At 50.3% G+C, this 19413-nt stretch carries 16 protein-coding genes and 4 pseudogenes; 1 reads left to right on the top strand and 19 read right to left on the bottom strand.

What is annotated here, in order from left to right; translation table 11 throughout:
- Window positions 1-23 precede the first annotated feature (23 nt).
- From B5E62_RS10550 to tig, 13 genes and pseudogenes are all read right to left on the bottom strand, one after another.
- Window positions 24-1043, bottom strand: a complete 1020-nt coding sequence (locus B5E62_RS10550) for a helix-turn-helix transcriptional regulator (RefSeq protein WP_242957845.1) — start codon at window positions 1041-1043, stop codon at window positions 24-26.
- A 148-nt stretch (window positions 1044-1191) separates the two neighbouring features.
- Window positions 1192-1725, bottom strand: a complete 534-nt coding sequence (locus B5E62_RS10545) for a YkgJ family cysteine cluster protein (protein WP_224763869.1) — start codon at window positions 1723-1725, stop codon at window positions 1192-1194.
- Between the two features lie 38 nt (window positions 1726-1763).
- Window positions 1764-2926 (bottom strand): annotated as a pseudogene (locus tag B5E62_RS17750) (plasmid pRiA4b ORF-3 family protein).
- A gap of 440 nt (window positions 2927-3366) precedes the next feature.
- Window positions 3367-3447, bottom strand: a pseudogene (locus B5E62_RS17660) (SEC-C metal-binding domain-containing protein); the annotation flags it as partial.
- A gap of 162 nt (window positions 3448-3609) precedes the next feature.
- Window positions 3610-4269, bottom strand: a pseudogene (locus tag B5E62_RS17655) (DUF1186 domain-containing protein); the annotation flags it as partial.
- Between the two features lie 697 nt (window positions 4270-4966).
- Complete coding sequence (locus tag B5E62_RS10525) at window positions 4967-5350, bottom strand: hypothetical protein (RefSeq protein ID WP_242957843.1); 384 nt, start codon at window positions 5348-5350, stop codon at window positions 4967-4969.
- A gap of 165 nt (window positions 5351-5515) precedes the next feature.
- A pseudogene (locus B5E62_RS10520) lies at window positions 5516-5638 on the bottom strand (sporulation transcriptional regulator SpoIIID); the annotation flags it as partial.
- 99 nt (window positions 5639-5737) lie between these two features.
- The gene (locus tag B5E62_RS10515; protein WP_143468850.1) at window positions 5738-6175 is read right to left on the bottom strand and encodes a hypothetical protein; all 438 of its coding nucleotides are present in this window, start codon (window positions 6173-6175) and stop codon (window positions 5738-5740) included.
- A complete protein-coding gene (locus B5E62_RS10510; protein ID WP_087174529.1) occupies window positions 6111-6632 on the bottom strand; it encodes a hypothetical protein in 522 nt (173 codons plus the stop codon). Before B5E62_RS10510 ends, B5E62_RS10515 begins: the two co-directional genes overlap by 65 nt.
- Before the next feature lie 211 nt (window positions 6633-6843).
- Entirely contained in the window at window positions 6844-7857 is a 1014-nt protein-coding gene (locus B5E62_RS10505) for a cytidylate kinase-like family protein (protein ID WP_087174528.1), read from the bottom strand.
- Between the two features lie 12 nt (window positions 7858-7869).
- Entirely contained in the window at window positions 7870-9306 is a 1437-nt protein-coding gene (locus B5E62_RS10500) for a sodium:proton antiporter (RefSeq protein ID WP_164488614.1), read from the bottom strand.
- A 441-nt stretch (window positions 9307-9747) separates the two neighbouring features.
- Window positions 9748-10386, bottom strand: a complete 639-nt coding sequence (locus tag B5E62_RS10495; protein ID WP_087174527.1) for a hypothetical protein — start codon at window positions 10384-10386, stop codon at window positions 9748-9750.
- A 156-nt stretch (window positions 10387-10542) separates the two neighbouring features.
- Complete coding sequence (gene tig / locus B5E62_RS10490) at window positions 10543-11598, bottom strand: trigger factor (protein ID WP_087174526.1); 1056 nt, start codon at window positions 11596-11598, stop codon at window positions 10543-10545.
- 225 nt (window positions 11599-11823) lie between these two features.
- Here tig and B5E62_RS10485 point away from each other — a divergent pair, with 225 nt between their 5' ends.
- Window positions 11824-12267: a hypothetical protein gene (locus B5E62_RS10485; RefSeq protein ID WP_087174525.1), complete on the top strand. Its 444-nt coding sequence runs from the start codon at window positions 11824-11826 to the stop codon at window positions 12265-12267.
- Window positions 12268-12356: 89 nt separating this feature from the next.
- On the opposite strand, the gene B5E62_RS10480 is transcribed toward B5E62_RS10485, so the two are convergent.
- The 6 genes from B5E62_RS10480 to B5E62_RS10455 all read right to left on the bottom strand — a co-directional run bounded on the left by B5E62_RS10480 (window position 12357) and on the right by B5E62_RS10455 (window position 19412).
- On the bottom strand, window positions 12357-12833 hold the full coding sequence (locus B5E62_RS10480; protein WP_087174524.1) for a DUF1934 domain-containing protein: 477 nt from the start codon (window positions 12831-12833) through the stop codon (window positions 12357-12359).
- A complete protein-coding gene (gene pfkA, locus B5E62_RS10475) occupies window positions 12834-13814 on the bottom strand; it encodes a 6-phosphofructokinase (protein WP_087174577.1) in 981 nt (326 codons plus the stop codon). It lies immediately after the preceding gene.
- A 70-nt stretch (window positions 13815-13884) separates the two neighbouring features.
- Window positions 13885-17361 carry a DNA polymerase III subunit alpha gene (locus tag B5E62_RS10470; protein ID WP_087174576.1) on the bottom strand — a complete coding sequence of 1159 codons (3477 nt, stop codon included), beginning with the start codon at window positions 17359-17361 and terminating at the stop codon, window positions 13885-13887.
- A 203-nt stretch (window positions 17362-17564) separates the two neighbouring features.
- Window positions 17565-17798, bottom strand: coding sequence for a polya polymerase (locus B5E62_RS10465; RefSeq protein WP_087174523.1), 234 nt, complete (start codon window positions 17796-17798; stop codon window positions 17565-17567).
- 73 nt (window positions 17799-17871) lie between these two features.
- The gene (locus B5E62_RS10460; RefSeq protein ID WP_087174522.1) at window positions 17872-18702 is read right to left on the bottom strand and encodes a CvfB family protein; all 831 of its coding nucleotides are present in this window, start codon (window positions 18700-18702) and stop codon (window positions 17872-17874) included.
- On the bottom strand, window positions 18696-19412 hold the full coding sequence (locus tag B5E62_RS10455; protein ID WP_087174521.1) for an acyl-[acyl-carrier-protein] thioesterase: 717 nt from the start codon (window positions 19410-19412) through the stop codon (window positions 18696-18698). The genes B5E62_RS10460 and B5E62_RS10455 overlap by 7 nt, the downstream gene beginning before the upstream one ends.
- Window position 19413: the final 1 nt, after the last annotated feature.

Here is a 19413-nt window from a genome sequence, read left to right as displayed (position 1 = left end):
GTTTTTTTCTTGTCTGATATATATTATATATTTCTATACACTTCCACTGCCCTTTCCAGCTCTTCTCTCAATTTTTCTCTCATGCTCTCCGGCTTCAGCACTTCTACATCCGGCGCAAAGTTCTTTGCAAACTGCTCCATCGCCCGCTCATTTGTCTTTGTCGTGACCGTCACATGAGTCTCATCTTCATCCGAGAATACCACATCTTTTCCAAACATATCGATCACATCCGTGATCATGGGCTTTACAATCCGAAATTTTACATGAACATTCTCACTGGAATACATATATACATGCTCCTTCATGTATTCTGCCAGATCCAGATTCTGATGACCGGACCACTTTAATTCCCGGAAAGGTTTTCCCTTTTCATCCAGGATTTTTATGTTCCGTATGCGGTCGATCCGATAATTGGAGACATCATCATATTTGTCATAGTTACAGATCAGATAATATTTTCCTTCCTTTGCCACCATCTGATAAGGTGTAATCATATATTCTCTGACACTTCCATCTTCCCTCTTTTTTGAATGAAGTTTCTTATCTGTCAGGTATTCCACATATTCAAAGGATACTTTGCGGTTCTTATTGATTGCCTCATCCAGTACATCAATATTATAAAAAAGCTGTTTATTATCCGTTTTGTCTTCCGGAAGCGTGGCGATATATCTGACTCTGGATTTGAAATAAATATTGGAAAGGCCCTCAAGTTTTTCTACCAGCTCTTTACACTGACTGTAAGGAATATGTTTTGAAAAAAGAAGTCCGTCAATGAGCAGCCTCAGTTCTCCATCTGTAAATTCTCTTTTCAGGTAAAAATCCGACCATAGTTCATTTTCCTCCATGATCGGTTTGCCCGTCTTGCTGTCTCTGAGGACTTCGCCGGTCTGTTTATCTCTCACCGGTACATTTCTGATTGTCTCACTGTATTCGATATTATAGCCGCAGTCCATCAGATTCAGCAGATTCCGGCGGATTGCTTTCCGATCTGCTTTCATGTCGTATTCATTTTTCAGAATATCCGCTATTTCCTTCTGACTCAAACGATGATCTTCGTCAGTATATTTACGCAGAATATCCAGGATATTCAAGATCAAAAGTTTTTTAGGCTGTTTTGCATACATGATTATCCTTCAACACCTTTGTTGTATTTATAAAAAGATTATCTCATTCTTTCCTTGCGAGGAAAGGTCATCTCCTGTATCTCCACCCATATTCTTTTTTCAGTCTCTCGTAGATTTCGAATGCAACCGGACAAACTTCGATCACATCCAGCACACTGTAAAGGCTCGCCCATCTGTCCGGCTGATCCGTATATGGATATTTCTTACAGCTTTCCGGCCTGCAGTCGCCCAATCGGCAGTTTCCATCCTCACCGAGGAAATCACAAGGAATGTTTTTTGTCTGGTATCTGTTTTCTCCATCCTTTTTTCCCAGATATCTTTCAATAAACTGCTCATTTGTAAGCCTCATATGCTCTGCATCCCGTGCAAGATCTTCTTCCGGAATACTCCCGCGATACATCTTGCAGCAGTTTCTGCATCGGCTGCAGTCATATCCGGCAAAGAGCTCTCTATGCAGTCTGTGGAACTGCTCATCCAGTTCCTTATCATCTGCATTCCCTTTTAAGAAAATGCGAAATTCATAATTTTCATCTCTTTTTTTCTTCGCTTCAAATTTTATCTTCCTCGGTGCGATCATGTTATTCTCCTTTTCCTCATACATCTATTTTTCAAGATTTTTCCGTGATCTCTATCCTCGTCTCAGTGATAATACCGCAGACTTCGGTTGATCTCCTCTACGGTTCTCTTTTTTGCTTTTGTTATTTCCGACCATGCAGCCATGGACTCATATTCCGGAGATTCAGGATCAGAAATGACACGTAGATACTCCTTGAATCCAGTCGGTCCCCCTACATCTTCCGGCGGTCTTTCTCCTTCACGTTCCAGCAGGACCGGAAAACGGTTATGGCTGTCCTTTATCACTTTTTCCAGCAGAATCTCATGTTCCCAGTTGTCTCCAAAATCATATGTATAGAGACATCGTTCCATATCACTGAAAATTTCTCTCAGACTTGTCCGGTTATCGTATTTCACTTCATACTGATCCGGTTCCAGATACTCTTCCGCTTCCGGGTCTTCTCCATCGACAATCCTGATTTTTATCGGCCATGCATATAATGGGGTATGCTCTTCCGGAATATACGTTTCGTCTAGTACAGTAAACTCATGGAGATGATAATCAAACAGCCGAAAGTTTCCTGTATAACCCGGTGAAGCTGTTTGAATGTGCATCTGGACGGAATCAGAATACGGCGCCAGATATCATACCCGGCAAGCATAAGTTTAATTTTCAACTGATAATTCTCGATCTGAAGTATCTGTTCCCAGTTCTCTTCCGGCATTCCTTTCATCAGGCAAAGCCCCCGGAATAATCTCTCCGAAGGATAGTCATACTCCTCTCCAAACTTTACAATATAGCGTCCGAGCGCCAGGCTGATCCTTCTCTGTATCACAGACTCTTCATCCATGAGTTCAATATAGTACCCCACTGTCTCGCACGTCTTGTTCAGATTCGCCACAAGACTTCTCCCCGCCGTTTTAGAGTATATCACATTGCCGCAATTTCGCAGATATTCCTCCGTAACGATCTCCGGCACCCCTTCTTCCCGGAACGCTGCCCGGATTCCTTCCTTAATCCGTTCTTCCAGATGCGTGATATCCTTTGCTTTTGGCCGGTACAGGACGAGCGGGTACCTTGTCAGATTATTCATACACACGATTGCTTTCCGCCGATTGACCGTAATATAATTTACATGCCATGAATAGAATCCGCCTGCCCCGTCATTACAGTCACCCGCCGGAAGCATTTCGATTCTTTGTATATCCATTTTATCGAGCATCTTTTTTGTACATTGAAGATACATCTCTTTCCACCGCCTTACTTCTTCATCGTTTTTGTCCAGTTATCAACTTCTTTATACATCGCCTGATCGCCGGCATCTTTCAACAGTTCTAGAAGTCTGCCGATCCACTCTTCACACCGGTAATGGATACTGTGCTTTTTATCAAACTCTGCCAGTGATGTCACTCTTTCCCTGTTCGCCATTTCAACTGTCCTCTGAAATGCCAGATAGAGATATTCTTTTGTACGGCGGTTTTCTTTTTGCTCATCCCGGTTCCAGATCGGCCCCGGGCGGTGCATCAAACCAAGATACAGGATTTTATCTGTTTCGATGCTTTCTCTGTCATAATAATCATTCAGATAGACCCTTCCATGTTTCCGCTCGTCGCCCACAGCCGGATACCGCTCCAGCCATCTGCGCCGTTCTTCAGGCGTTTCAATCTCATCAAGAGGCTCTTTTGGCTTATTCATACAACAGAATTTGTACTTCTTCCCACTTCCGCAGGGACAGGGATCATTTCTCCCGATCTTCTTTTTTCGGATCAGAGGATTCACGGCTCTTTCCATTGCCCTGAACATTTTTTCCAGGTCTTTCTCACTCATATCCGGATTTTTCGTACTGCTGTCTGCAAACATCGCCCATGACTTAAGGCATTCAGCAGCATCCATTGATTTCGCACAAAACGTTTCTTCTTCCTCGCCGTAATCAAACATAAGATCCACACACGAATCATATTTTCCCAGATATCCCTCATCCATCAGATCATGGTCAAGCATATAACGGATCTCCGGAAGCATATCGACAAAATGACATCTGCAGATCAGATCTGCTATTCTGTTATAAATGTGGTCATATCCCTGTGCCCCGTGAATTTTCTGTAAAAGGAAACTTTTCCAGTCTGTTTCCGGGATTTCTCCATCCAGATATAACTGTCCCATTACATCCAGCACATCCGCCCGGACATACTCATCGATTTTTATATCCGCAATCATCTGTTTTAACCGATTCAGATCCCCATCGTATGTATTGTACAGGATATCCGACAATCCTGATGTAACAGCATCTCCGATCAGATAGCTCACAACCTCCGGCGGGAGGGATACAAGTTCTGTAATTTTGGGAAATGCTTCTTTGTCCTGAAACTGCCCCAGCAGAAACAATGCATAAAAATGCAGCTGATAGTCACTGTCCAGATCCGTTTTTTCTCGTATCGCTTTTTCCAATGATTCTCTCAGATACGGTTTCGCCTCTTCTTCATTCTCTGTTAACACCTGGAATGCCTCTTTGGGAAAATTCTGACTTCTGTGTGTAATCTTTTCGATTGCTTTCTCTGTTTCACTCGTAGAAACTGTATTCGCAAACATATTTTTCTGTCTTATCGCTTTCTCGTTATCTTCCAGACCATAAAAGAAATCTGCCCGCTCCTGATTACCCAGCGTATTATATTCATCACCAAGTTCCCGATACAGATCCTCCTTATCACGGAACTCCACACCTGATCTTACTTTCTCATACAGTTCGTTTAGAACCTGCTCATATTTGGTATCATCATGGTCATTTAACTGCCGGAAATACCCGATCCATCCCCATCCCCACAGGGGATCAGCATTCAAATATTCTTCATACAGCTGATAACACTTCTGTATGTTGCCGCTGCCACTGTATTCATCGGCAATATCGCGTCTGGCATTTTCATGAAACAACTCTCCGCCATTCCCCCATGAAATTTTAAGTATCTGCCTGTTTACTTCAATGCACTTTTTATATAATCCGGCATTATGAAGCGCCATAGTAACGTCATTCGCCCAGTTTCCGATCTGCCAGTCCAGGATATCGCTCCCCAGTTTATCCGAATAATTATTTTCCCGCTCCATTATAGAATACAGATCCTGCCACGCGTCATACATTTTCTCAGCGGCCTGTCTGCAACTTACAGTTTCCATTTCAAAAGCATTCGTAAATTCCCCATCTATTCTTTCAGCTTCTTCCGTTGTGATCATTCTTAAAATTCCTCCATTTATTTCATTCACTGCCCCTCTGCTCCAACTCTCAGACTCTCCATTAAAAAAATGTTGAAATATCAAAATTAGAGAAAATATCTCCCGGCATACATACACCATATTTTTCGGAAAACTTATTTATAAACTCATCTGTTACTTGTTTATGCTTTTCGTATTCTGTCTGAAGCTCTCGCTTCATCTCGTCCCTGATTTCATAAACATTTTCTTTTTCAGCATATACAATTCCAAAAAATATATCATAAGTGAAATATATTTCATATGGCTCATCCAACGCTGAAAACACACTGACTTCAACCACATCATCATACACTTCATCAATTTCCAGATATTTACCGTTATAATGTCTTTCCTCCTCTGAAAATGTATCAGTAACATTCTTCCATTCAGACATCGTTCTTTTCCTTTCCTTTTGATTTCCAATCATCTATTATTCAGTCACAATTTCTCCTGCCATAAAGTCTGGCCGTTTCTAATTTCTATTATTTAATATTATCTCTGATTTAGCAAGTTTTCTTTTCGCAAAAACAGCCGGTCTGCTGACCGGCATTATTTCTTTATCTCACCATCCACACAAATCGCTCTATATTATCACTTCCATATGTATGGTAGATTTACTTACCCCGAATCTTTTTGCCGTCTGCCTTACGGTCGCCTTATGTTCAATGATATAGCATGCGATCTCCACTGCCCTCTCCTCAATATACTCCTTCATAAAAACCCCTGCATACATTCTTTTTACAATGTATGCAGGGGAACAAAAAGTCATGCTTTCCTTTCAAAATCTGTCCCGTTACAGGTCCTGTCCCAGCTTTCACTGATCTGTCTCTATCCAGTTTTCTATCCAGATGGAGTGCAGGAGATTGTTGGGGCCGTAGCCCAGCCGTATCCTGTGTCCGTACTCTTCCCCAAAAAGATGATAGGTATATTCTGTCTGATGGTCTCCCATCTTGTTTGTCTCATCTGGTTCCCCATATTGCTCTGCCATCTTTTCTCTTCCGGACCAGGACAGGATCAGTTCTCCCGGCAGGAACACATCTATCCCCTCATATTCCAGATTGTCGTTGCTCAAGGAAATGACATCAGCCATGCAGTCCTGCACAGGGGCATCGTGCTCTGTCGTATTGCGCACAAATACCGTGATACTCTGTCCTCTTTTGTTGACAAGGTGGATCAGGGGATGATCCTCAAAGCGGCTCTCCCCGGATGCGAACACAGAGGCGACCATCGTATTGGCCTCTTCCTGGCTCACAAAATCCCACCCCTTCTCCCTCTGCGCTGATGCCCTCCACACAGTAGCAGCCCGGGCTTTCGCCGGAGCTCACATCATAGCTGGACTGACGCACATAGGTGTCTTCCGGCGCCATCAGATAAGGAATGTCCCGTATAGGCGCCTGGAGCAGCCAGATCACCAGAAGCAGGCATACCGCCACTCCCAGAGCCATGAGAGCGGTGCGGACTGCGCTCGCTCCCTTACGTCTGCCTGCATTTATGCCCCGGATGACCATGTACAGCACTGTGGCCAGGATCCCAAGGGATACTGCCAGTCTCCAGACCCAGCTGGAAATATACCCGGGAAGCCCCTCTTTCCCGCCCAGGAGCCCAGAGATGCCTGTGGCCAGTCCTGCCGCCAGGCACACAGGCACCGCGATCAGCAGGATCAGGATCACCGGATGTTCTCTTATAAATCTGCTGCCATCTCCACGCATAATACCCCTCCCGTTCGCTCTTATTATAACAAGTAAAAAGGTGGGAGATTGTTAAATCTGGGTAAATCCCGCCATTATTGCAGTCCCACATACCTCCAAACTGCTTTGTCGCCCGTCTCGCCGTCAGGCGTCTTTGTCTTGTCGCTAAGTCTGGCAGATGCAGGACGGGAAATTAAGAATGATTGTCTAACAAATAACATTTCCGTTAGAATCATGCGCCCTCATTCCCCGTCTTCCCGGGGGTGTCAATCAGACGCTCAATCAGATCAATGGTTTCCCTGATCCCGTAATTGGCGCTGTTGATGCACAGATCATAGTTTTCCGGATGTCCCCACCGGCCGTATGTGTAGAAATCATAATATTTCTGATGCTGCCGGTCCATCTGCTTCAGGAAGCGGCTCGCATGGCGCAGATCCATATTTTTGGAGGCCATGATTCTCTGAACCCGCAGCGGAAACGGCGCGCTGATAAAAATGCTGAGATGAGGGATATGGTTGTTAGTGAGAATGGAATCCGCACAGCGCCCCATGATCACGCAGTCCTCTGTCCTGGCCAGATCGCAGATCAGATCGCTCATATTGAAAAATACGGCGTCCTGTTTGGAAAGTCCGTGATAGCGGTTAAACTCATGCAGCCATTTTTTCAGATTAAATCTGCTTTTGCGGTATTTGTCAAACTCCTCAAAATGCTCTGTCTCCGCATCTCCGACTGATCCTTTTTCCACCTCCATCCGGTTTAAGACCTGATTGAAGATTTCCACATCATAATAGTTAATATGCAGGTCATCCGCCAGCTCAAATCCGATGTCGTTGCCGGCGCTCCCCTGCGTGCGGCTGATGCAGATCACCAGGGGATCTTTTTCCGACAGCTTTTTCCGGGCGGTGAGATTTAACTCCACGCGGGAGAGATCTACAATGTCTACCTTCCCGAAGCTGTCCGGGAGCGCCTCGATCTCTTTCAGAAGCGCATCGTATTCCGCCATCATCTGTGCCCGTTTTTCTTTATCTTTGATGGTTCTTGCCATATTGCTGATCAGAGCCAGCTCGCTCCTCAAGAGGTGTCCCCCCGGTCTGGTCAGCATCAGGCCGCACAGGTTCTGCACTGTGCTCTCCCTGTTTCCGGTAAAAGTCCTTCCAAGGGAAGACCCGACGCAGCTGTAGACTTCTCCGTCCAGATCATAAACGCGGTTGGCAAGTTCCATACATTTTTCTCTGTTTTCCTGCATATCTGTCCCCCCTTATAAGAAGAAAATCAATGTGTCCACAAGAAAGACCGGGACCAAAATCCCGACGGACCACAGCATGTATCCGAAGAACGAAGGCATATTGACGCCGTTTTCATCCGAGATGGATTTCACCATAAAGTTCGGTGCGTTTCCTATGTAGGTATTGGCCCCCATGAACACAGCGCCGCAGGAGATCGCCGACAGAAAGGACGCCGGGATCGTGCCGAGACTGGTCCCGATCCCGCTTGTGAAGCCCAGCGTGCCCGCGGTTGTGAGGAAGACAAGGTACGTGGGCGTGTTATCCAGGAAGCTCGACAGGGCGCCGGTGGCCCAGAAGAGCTGCCAGGGCTGATTTAGGCCGAGATCCGGGCCCACCTGCCGCAGCAGCATCAGAGCCGGCTGCATGGTAATGAAGATGCCGATAAAAAGCACCGCCACCTCCTGGATCGCTCCCCAGGTAAAGTGGTTCCTCGTCCGGACATCTTTTGGCGTTGTCCTAAAGGAGAGAAAGGCCGCCGCGAGAATGATCACAATCTCGATCAGGGATGGGTAACTCAGCGTAACGCCGCCGAAAATCTGCAGGCCGAGCACATTCCCCGCACTGTCCTGGAAGACAGGAAGCCCCGGCAGCACGCCGCTTAAGATGACGGCGCCTACGATCATCGCAAGGAAGAGCAGATTGTGGAGGCCGTCAATACAAAACTGTGTCCCCGGCCTGCTGATATCCGGCTTGCGCCCCTCGGAAATATCCTTGCGGTACATTCTCTTATCCACATGGTAAAAGATAAACAGAAGGAGGACCATATTAAAAATAAGGACAGGGAACAGACGGAGACTCCAGAAGAAAGGAACGTCCCTCATGAAGCCCATGAGCAGCGGCGGATCTCCGATCGGCGTAAGGATGCCGCCCATATTGGAGACAAGAAAGATAAAGAAGACCATAAGGTGCGCCTTCCGCTTTCTCCATGAATTCATTTTCAGCACCGGGCGCACCATGAGCATGCTGGCTCCGGTGGTGCCGATACAGCTGGAAAGGAGCGTGCCAAGGACAAGAAGCCCCACATTGACCCGCGGGGATCCCGCAAAATCCCCCTCCATGGTAATATTGCCCGACACGCAGAACAGGCCGAACAGAAGGATAATAAAAGTCAGGTAATCATTCACGGCACACTCCAGCACCGTTTCCACTGCCCGACCCGCCCCGTAGCAGACTGCAAAGGGGATGACCATAGCCAGGATCCAGAAGATCACCGCATGGGGCTGGTGTGTCTCCCACCACTCTCCCTTAATAAGGGGCATGACGGCAATGCACAGGAGCAGTCCGGCAAATGGAATGCAGAGCCATATAGGGACCGCCGACTCCCGGGCAGTATCCGCCGCCTGCACGCAGAGCGGGCAGAAGAGAAGAAGGCCCAAAAGAATGCCTGGTAAAATTATCTTTTGTTTCACGATTGCTACCTCCGCAATGGACAAAAAATCCGCCTCTATTGGCAAAACCAGGATGCCACGCCAGTGCCGCCGCACACATGCGCACGGCTTCAGTCCCCAGCTCCCGCCAGCCATGAACATCGGTAGTTGGATTATAACTCTACAGACATGTGAAATCAACTATGGGGCGGGAGATTTTCCATCATGCTCTGGATACCGGGAATTCTTATACATTGCTTCCAGTTAGTCAAACCAAATCCGAGGATTTAAATCCACAGGGCTTTTCCATCTTTATACTCATCTATCAACGCAAGTAAAAAAGACTTTACCACATCCGCCCCCACTATTTTATCACTCTTTGAAATCACACTTCCTATTTTACCCGAGTCAATGCTAACTCTCCCCAATATCCGTCTTCCCCTTCTTCACTTTGCAGACATTCTTTTCGTAATCCCTGCGTCATTAACAAAATGCCAGCCTTCGCATCTCCGGATCCTTCTCCTCAATCTCCCGAAACAGATCTTCCATCCGCTGCCGGGACTGCCTTTGTTCCAATCTTTTCACTCTCCGCTCTGCCTGCCGGTAATATTTCTTCTGCCGTTTTGTGGACTGGGGCAGTTTCCGGTAATCATCCCTGATGATCAGTATCGCCTTGTCATGATCCGCAATATACCGGATCAGCTTCAAAAGAGATTCCGCAGGCTTTACATCTCCCTGCCGATGGTAATCTCCCTGGATAGCCTGCTCAAGCGGCATAGAATTACTGTAGGTATTTCTGTGGAAGAGTAGATACAAGGCTCCGTCCCTCTGACAAAAAATTTTCCAGCAGCCAATGCGTGTCCGCACATACAGAGTGTCTGTCTTTTTCACATAATCCAGAGACACCCGGTAATCCCTCTGCCATGCCAGGATCTGAGCAGTCTCCCTCATCTCTCCCCGCAGGCCGCCGCAGCAGCGGCAGCAGCGGCATCCCTGTTCCACCGCCTGCTTTCGGGAAAGGCTCATCCGGTTCTGGGGCTTCATCCGCTTCACATACACACAGTCCGGCCGGTGATACACCTTTTTCCCTTCCACCGATATCATACTGACAATTACATTCATTCTGATTCCTCCTCTCCTTTTTGTGGATCTTGTTCTTGTAATCAGAATAAATGGCAAGCTGTCCAATAAAAACACCATCATACAGAAACACGCCTCCGCTTCGGACATAAAAAAGGCAGCGCCCTCACAGCGCTGCCTCCCTATACGTTTTGCCTCCTACTCCGCCGAGTCATTGACTACCTGTATGCAGTTGTCTGCCAGCCACTCCTGCACGACCTGCTGGAGCACCATGTCCTTCAGATCGTCCTCGGAGGCCGCCTGCTTAAGCGCATCCACATCCTCAAAGCCGTAGGACTCTGCCAGATCCTGGAAATGCTCCTCATACTCCTCGTCCGTAGGCGTCAGGTCCTCTTCATCTGCGATAGCACGGGCAACATACTTCTGCTTGATGGACTGCTGCGCAGCCTCCTCAGCCTGCTTCTCAAAGCTGGACACATCCGTGTTCATCTGGCTTGTGATAAAGTCCTCATAGGTCATGCCGTAGGATTCTGCCGCATCCTTATACTGCTGGATGAGCTGATCCTTGATCGCATTCACCTCGTCCTCGGGGTACTTCTCTACCTCCGCCTTCTCAAGGACTGCATCCCAGGCTTCTGCCTGCAGGCTGTAGCTATAATTTTCCTCAGCGGACTCCTCCAGGGTCTTCTTGACCTCCTCCCTGTACTCGTCCACTGTACTTGACTCTTCTGACACAGTCTTTACAAAATCATCGTTCACCTCCGGGAGGGTGCTGATAGAGTTGACTGTGATGGTAAATGTCACCGGCTTGCCGGAATAATCGGGATTTCCTGTGTAGGGGTCCGGAAACTGGCCGTTCCAGTCAAAGGTCTCGCCCACACTATGGCCGATGACACTGTCCTCGAAGCCGTCGATAAACTGCCCGGAACCGATAGTCAGATCATACCCCTGTCCGGAACCGCCGTCAAACTCCTGTCCGTCCATCTTTCCAACAAAGTCGATATTGGCAATGTCTCCCTCCTGGACAGGGCGGTCTGTCACCTCCTGTGCGTTCTGCTGCTGAACGGAAGCAATGTAATTGTCGATGTCCTCGTCTGTCACTTCCTCCTGGTCCTCTACCTTGTCCACTTCTATTCCTTTGTAACCGCCGACCGTCACATAGTCATTAGACGCCTGGTTACCGCCGGAGCAGCCTGCCAGTGCGGCGGAGCAGACCAGCATGCCGGCCAGTAAAAGCGCTGCTTTTCTCTTCATTATCTACACCTCTTGACTCTTTTGGATTTCTTGTCACCCTGCTATTCTTCTTTGCCGGGTACTCGTATCAGTATAGCACATCCCTCTTTTGAAGAAAAGTAGCTTTATATTTTTTCACTGCCATTTCATCCAAAAAACCAAATCCCTTCAAGAAAAACATTGCGCAAGCCCCTAAACAATGTTAAAATATACTGTGCGATTATTACATAGTGAGGAGGTTTCCCCGTGACTACATTAACGATTGTTTTGACAATAATCCTGGTCGTTCTGATCATTGCGTGTATCGTGCTGTACTTCCTCGGCAAAAGAGCTGAGAAAAGGCAGGCTGCGCAGCAGGAGCAGCTGGACGCCGCGGCACAGACAGTTACCATGCTCATCATTGACAAGCGCACCATGCGCCTGAAGGACGCAGGCTTTCCTTCCATTGTGCTGGAAAACACACCCAAGTATCTGCGCCGGTCCAAGGTTCCGGTTGTGAAGGCAAAGGTAGGTCCGAAGATCATGACGCTGATGTGCGACTCAAAGGTGTTTCCTCTTATCCCTGTGAAGAAGGAAGTCAAGGCAACTGTGAGCGGCATCTATATCACAGCGGTGAGAGGCCTGCGCGGCCCTCTGGAGGTGCCCCAGAAGAAGAAGGGCTTCCTCGCCAGGCTTCGGGACAAAATATAATACGTATTGTACCAGGTATAAGGAAAAGCAAAGCTCCAGGCTGAAAGCCTGGAGCTTTTGTTTTGATCCTTTTACCATCCGCACTTTTCTCAGCTCTCTGAAATCTGTGACAGCCGTTCCTGCACGGCGCCGTGCACCGGCCGGATGCTCACGTCTATCTCGCAGTCCGACAGAGGCTCGCTGTTGATATCCAGGGCATAGCTGATATGCACATGGATGCTTTCCTCCGCCACCTCGGTAGTGATATCTCTTGTATGGATCCCCACCATCATCTCCCCGTAGGGTGTCTGATAGGCAGTCATGTTCATCCTGCCCTTCTCGAATACCATCCGCGCGTTGGCAATGCCGCTCTTGCGCACCTCAAACAGGCTGTCGCCAATGATCTTGATCGTATTTTTGACCGTGCCGGGCACGCCCTCCACAACCTCGTCGTAGAGTACGTAGTGCCTGTCATTTTTCAGATAGTAGGCGGCCGGAGTGATGATCTCCACCGGCTCGCCCTCCGCATTATCCTCCCCCGCTCCAAAGTGGAGCCCGGAAATGCTGATCAATACGTCCTTTGTCATTTACAGTGCCAGCTCTCTTGCGATCTCATACTGATAAGCAGGAATCTCTTTCTGCATGTTCAGCGCCTCGTTGATATCAAAGTCCACATACTCGCCGTGGCGGTATCCGACTACCCGGTTGCTCTTGCCTTCAAGAAGAAGGTCCACTGCCTTTGCTCCCATGATGGATGCGTACACGCGGTCCTTGCATGTGGGACTTCCGCCGCGCTGCATGTGGCCCAGGATCGTGGCTCTTGTCTCCATGCCTGTGGCTGCCTCGATCCTCTTGGCCAGCTCGATAGAGCCTCCGATCCCCTCTGCATTGATGATGATATAGTTCTTCTTCCCGCGCTTTCTGCACTCCTGGATGTCCTCGATGATGGCGGCCTCGTCATAATCGTGCTCCTCCGGAAGGAGTATCCTCTCCGCACCGTTGGCAATACCGCACCACAGAGCCAGCCAGCCGGCATCTCTTCCCATAACCTCGATGATGGAACATCTCTCATGGGATGTGGAAGTGTCTCTTACCTTGTCAATAGCCTCCATAGCTGTGTTTACAGCCGTGTCAAATCCAATTGTATATTCTGTACAGGCAATGTCCAGATCGATGGTACCCGGAATTCCCACGGTATTTACTCCCAGGTTTGCCAGCTTCTGCGCACCCGCAAAGGAGCCGTCTCCTCCGATGACTACCAGTCCGTCAATGCCATATTTTTTACAGATCGCTGCCGCCTTCTGCTGGCCCTCCTCTGTACGCATCTCCTCACAGCGGGCTGTCTGCAGAATGGTACCTCCTCTCTGGATCGTGTCGGATACATCTCTTGCAGTCAGGTCAATGATTTCTTCATCCAGAAGTCCCTGATATCCTTTGCGGATACCTCTTACCTTAATGCCTTTCCCTAATGCTGTCCTCACCACCGCACGGATAGCAGCGTTCATTCCCGGCGCGTCACCGCCGCTTGTCAGAACTCCGATCGTGCGAATCACCTTATTCTCTGCCATGATTTTTCCTCCATTTGTCATGTATTCATAGTCTGGTATCTTTCCCTTATTCTCCTACATTCTACATTATCTACCTTATGCTTTCAATGGATTTTTCTACAACTTTTACACAACTTTCTCCGAAATAATTCGTCAATCTGCTCAGTATTCCCGGTTCAATATAAATATTTTTCCCGGCCGGAAGCCTCTTCACCGCCTTCTCCGCACGGCAGTAGATGACGACAGAGTCATCCCCGTCGGAGGCCCTGAGCATGTCAAAGAGGTGCTCCTCATCCGCCAGATAGGCGGCCTTGTCCTCGTACTGGATCCACAGCTCCTTCCTTGTCTGCTCAAAGGGCACCACACTCTCACAGATCAGCTTGCTGGGAGCGTCGTCCTCCTCCGAGACCCTGCCCCGGATAAACACCTTGTCGTCCTGCCCCAGCATCCGCTGGTATTTCTCGTAGTCTCTGGGAAACACCACGATCTCCACCGTGCCGGCCAGGTCTTCCAGTGTCAGAAAAGCCATCATCTTGTTGTTCTTCGTGTGCTTGATGGTCTTCGCCGTGATCATCCCGCCCACCGTCTCCTTGATGCCGTCCCGCACCTTGGACCGCCCGGTCTCGTCGTCGATCTGGAAGTCGAGGGTGGTCCTTGTGATATTTTTCTTCCACTTCTCCTCGTAGTCCTCCAGGGGATGGCCGGTCAGATACACACCGATGACCTCTTTTTCAAAGGCCAGCTTCGTCTCCTTGTCATACTCTCCCACATCCGGCAGGGGAATGTCAAATTCCTTTTTCTGCTCCTCATCCACAAGGTCAAAGAGGGACATCTGTCCGGTCATAGAGTATTTTTTCTCCTGGTTCACCTGGTCCAGGATCTGCACGTAGATGGCCATGAACTGCCTTCTCGTGCCGCCCAGGCCGTCAAAGGCTCCCGCCTTGATAAAGTTCTCGATGGTGCGCCTGTTCACATCCTTTCCGGACATCCTCTCGATGAAATCCTTCAGGCTGCGGAAGAGTCCGTTTTGTCCTCTCTCCTCGATAATGGAGTGGATCACCGGCTTCCCGATGCTCTTGATGGCTGCCAGGCCGTACCGGATATCGCCTCCGTCCACGGAGAAATTTCCCTCTCCCTTGTTGATGTCGGGAGGCAGGATGGCAATCCCCATCTGACGGCAGCTGTAAATATATTCTGCCACCTTCGATGGATTTTCTATCACGGATGTCATGAGGGCCGCCATAAATTCCACCGGATAGTAGTATTTCAGATAAGCCGTCTGATAGGACACTACCGCGTAGGCCGCTGCGTGGGACTTATTAAAAGCATATTTTGCAAAATCGATCATCTCGTCGTAGATCTTGTTGGCCGTCTTCTCGTCTATGCCGTTGTTCACGCAGCCCGGCACGCCCTCCTCCGGGTTGCCGTAGACAAAATTCTGCCGCTCCCTCTGCATCACATCGCCCTTTTTCTTGGACATGGCGCGGCGCAGAAGGTCGCTGCGCCCCAGCGTGTAGCCGGCCAGGTCCCGGACGATCTGCATGACCTGCTCCTGGTAGACGATGCACCCGTATGTGGGAGCCAGGATGGGCTCCAGCTGAGGGCAGTCGTAGGTGATGAGCTCCGGGTTGTTTTTCCCCTTGATGTACTGGGGGATAAAGTCCATAGGGCCCGGGCGGTACAGGGAGATCCCGGCAATGATGTCCTCCAGGCTCTGAGGCTTCAGCTCCTTCATGAAGCTCTTCATCCCGGAACTCTCAAGCTGGAAGACGCCGTCCGTCTTTCCGGTCCCGATGGAATCCAGCACCGCTTTGTCATTATAATCAATGCTGTGTATGTCGATTTCCTTCCCCGTGCTCCTGCGGGCCAGCTCCACCGCGTTCTGGATCACAGTCAGGGTCCGAAGACCCAGGAAATCCATCTTCAGAAGCCCCAGTTCCTCCAGGGTAGTCATGGTGAACTGGGTGGTCACAGAGCCGTCAGACCCGAGGGAGAGCGGCACGTACTCGTCCACCGCCTTCTGGCTGATGACCACGCCGGCGGCGTGCATGGAGGTGTGCCTGGGCAGTCCCTCCAGCCTCTTGGACATGTCAATGAGCTCCCGCACCTGGTCATCTTCCTGGTACAGTTTTTTCAACTCCGGGTTCATGGCCAGTGCCTTGTCCAGGGTGATGTTCAGCTCTGTGGGGACCATCTTTGCGATAGTGTCCACAAAGGCGTAGGGCAGGTCCATGACCCTCCCCACGTCCCGCAGGACGCCCCTGGCTGCCAGGGTACCGAAGGTGACGATCTGCACCACCCGGTCAGAGCCGTACTTGCGCACCACATAGTCGATGACTTCCTGCCTCCTCTCAAAGCAGAAGTCCACGTCAATATCCGGCATGGACACACGCTCCGGGTTGAGGAACCGCTCAAAGAGGAGCTGGTACCGGATGGGGTCAATGCTGGTGATGCCCAGGCAGTAGGCCACAATGCTGCCGGCGGCGGAGCCCCGCCCGGGTCCCACCATGATACCGTTGTCCCTGGCGTATTTGATAAAGTCCCACACAATGAGGAAATAGTCCACGTAGCCCATGTCGTGGATGACGGACAGCTCGTACTTCAGCCGCTCCTTCAGCTCCTCGGTGACAGGGCTGTACCGCTCCTCCAGCCCCTTGTGGCAGAGTTCATTTAAATATTCCCAGGAGGTGTAGCCCTCAGGCACATCGTACTTGGGCAGCTTGGTCACGCCGAACTCGATCTCCACATTGCACCTGTCCGCGATCTTCTGGGTGTTCTCCAGAGCCTCCGGGGCGTAGGGGAAGAGCTCCCGCATCTCCTCTTCTGATTTGATATAGTACTGTCCTCCCTCGTAGCGCATCCGGTCCTCGTCCGCCAGCTTTTTCCCTGTCTGGAGGCAGAGGAGGATGTCGTGGGGCTTCACGTCGTCCTCGTAAGTGTAGTGGACGTCGTTGGTGGCCACCAGCTCGATGCCTGTCTCCCGGCTCATCCGCACCAGGGCCTGGTTCACCATCTGCTGCTGGGACATGCCGTGGTCCTGGAGCTCCAGGAAGAAGTTTCCCTTCCCGAAGATCTTCTCATAGCGCAGGGCCGCTTCCTTTGCCTCCTCGTAGAGGCCCTGGCCGATATTTCTCGCCACTTCTCCCGCCAGGCAGGCGCTGAGGGCTATGATCCCCTCGTGGAATTCCTCCAGGAGCTCCATGTCCACCCGTGGCTTGTAGTAGTAGCCCTCCGTAAATCCCCGGGAGACCAGCTTCATCAGATTGTGGTATCCTGTATCGTTCTCTGCCAGCAGCACAAGGTGGTAGTACCGGCTCTCGCTGTTTCCCCTGGCCTCCTTGTCAAACCGGGAGCCCGGAGCCACGTACACCTCGCACCCGAGCACCGGCTTGATCCCCGCGGCCTTTGCCGCCCTGTAGAAGTCAATGACGCCGTACATGACGCCGTGGTCGGTGATGGCCACGCTGTCCATGCCCAGCTCCTTCACCCGGGAGATACATTCTTTTATTTTATTGGACCCGTCCAGCAGACTGTACTCTGTGTGGACGTGCAGATGTGCAAAACTCATATTTTCCCTGCTTTCTGTAATTACTGTATATCTATTGCTCCCGCTCCGCGTCCGGAGCATTTTGACCATATATCCCTTCCGCAAAGGGCCGCTCCGCAAAAAAGCCTCCCTTCCAGACGTGGTACTTGGAAGTATTGTACTACGTTTGAAAGGGAGGCGCAAGAATTCCACATTTTTAAACGGCTGTCGCTTTTCGTTCCCGATTACCCGTTGATCATGAAGCTGAGCAGTCTGTCAATGTCCTCTTTCTCGTATGCGATGATCTCCAGCTCCGGGATCTCGCCGCCTGAGAAGATGTTGGCCATGGACACGTACTGGGACAGCTTGGACTTCAGGTTCAGTCTGTCTCCCTCGCCGGTCACCAGCTCCACTTTTCCCTTGCAGTCATCAATAACCTTGAAAAACTTGTCGATATCTGTAATGTTCTGTACTTTCATAGTTCTACATTCCTTTCTGCAAATTTGCTCAGAGATGAGGTTTCCCCCATCTACCTCTCATTATAATCACATTTTACCGGATTGCAATGCTTTTTTCCCGGATCTCGATCTTCCCCTCTTTGAGAAGACGTCCCACCGCGCGCTTAAAAGCGTTCTTTCCAAAGCCGAACTCCGCCCGGATCAGCTCCGGGTCCGCCTTGTCCGTGAAGGGCAGCTCCCCTCCGTTTGCCATAAGCTTCTCCATGACAGCCTCCGCATCCCTGTCCATCTGGATAAAGGCCTTCTCCCGCAGGCTTAAGTCCAGCTTGCCGTCGGGCTTCACATCTGTCACCCGGGCCTCTATCCGGTCTCCCACCTTATATCCGCCCGCGGCCTCCCTCTTGGGGATCAGCGCGCAGTACCGGTCGTCCACAGCCACGAAAAGGCCGAAGTTCATGCTCCTCTCGTAGATGATGCCGGTGACCCTGTCATCCTTTTTGTAGGGGGACTTTTTCTCCAGCTTGTCGTACACCTTCATGGTGGCGCACAGCCTCCCGCTCTTATCCACGTAGAGGCTGACCAGGCATTCGTCTCCCTTCTTCACCCTTGTGGTCTGCTGCTTAAAGGGGAGGAAGAGATCCTTCTCCAGCCCCCAGTCCAGGAAGGCCCCGATGGGAGCGGTATCCTTGACGGTCAGCAGCTTCACCTCACCGAGCTGTATTTTGGGCTCATTGGTGGTGGCGATCAGCCGGTCCCGGGAGTCCCGGTAGAGGAAGACCTCTATCTCGTCCCCCACCCGCGCATCTGGCGGCACCTGCTTTCTCGGAAGCAGCACCCTCTCTTCCTCTGTCCCCAGATACACGCCGAACTCTGTCTGCTTCACCACGGTCAGCGTCTGTCTTTTTCCTAATCCCTGTTCTAACATCTCTTCTCTCCTGTCAGTTCCACAACTGCGTACGGTTTTCCCTCCGCATTGCACAGCTCCACAACTGTCCTTTCTTCTTCCCTTGCCGTCCTGGGACAGATCATGTCCCCCAGCACGGCAGACTTCTTGTACTCTACCCTTACCTTTCTCACAGGCATCTCTTCCCTGAGTGCCTCCAGGGCCATCTGCACATACTGGCAGTTGTTGACATGCTCGTTGGTGTCAATGTGATATTTGCGCACCGGGAACGGCCTTCCCGCCTCCTGGTCCCGGGGAAGGCGTATCTTTCTCGATGCGTACTCCATCTCCAGAGGCGGCTCCGTGCCGTACTTTTCTATGTCCTCAGGCAGGGGCTTTGCCGGGCGCCCCCGCTCCAGGTCCATGAAGGCCCAGATGGAGTTGGCGCAGGCCGCCCGCTCCCCCCTCTCATCCCACATGCAGAAATTCCTGTGGCCGTAAAGGCCGTTGAACTCGGTGGCCCAGGTGGCTACCCTGATGCGCTCCCCTATCCTTGGATACCGGTCCACGACGATCTGCCAGGAGGTCAGCACCCAGGCCCTCTTCCTCTCCTTCAGGTAGTCGATCCCAAGACCGATATCCTCCGAATGAAAAATGCTGCAATCCTGAAAATAGTTGATGATCCCCGGAAGGGTGATGGTTTCGTGATGGTCCGCCTCGCTGAACCTCACCCTGCTGTCAAATGCGTACATA

Source organism: Lachnoclostridium sp. An118 (genome assembly GCF_002160985.1).
In the GTDB taxonomy this organism is placed as follows: Bacteria; Bacillota; Clostridia; order Lachnospirales; family Lachnospiraceae; genus Claveliimonas; species Claveliimonas stercoravium.
Note: the sequence above shows the minus strand (reverse complement) of the source record. Positions and strands in the feature narration are given on the sequence as shown.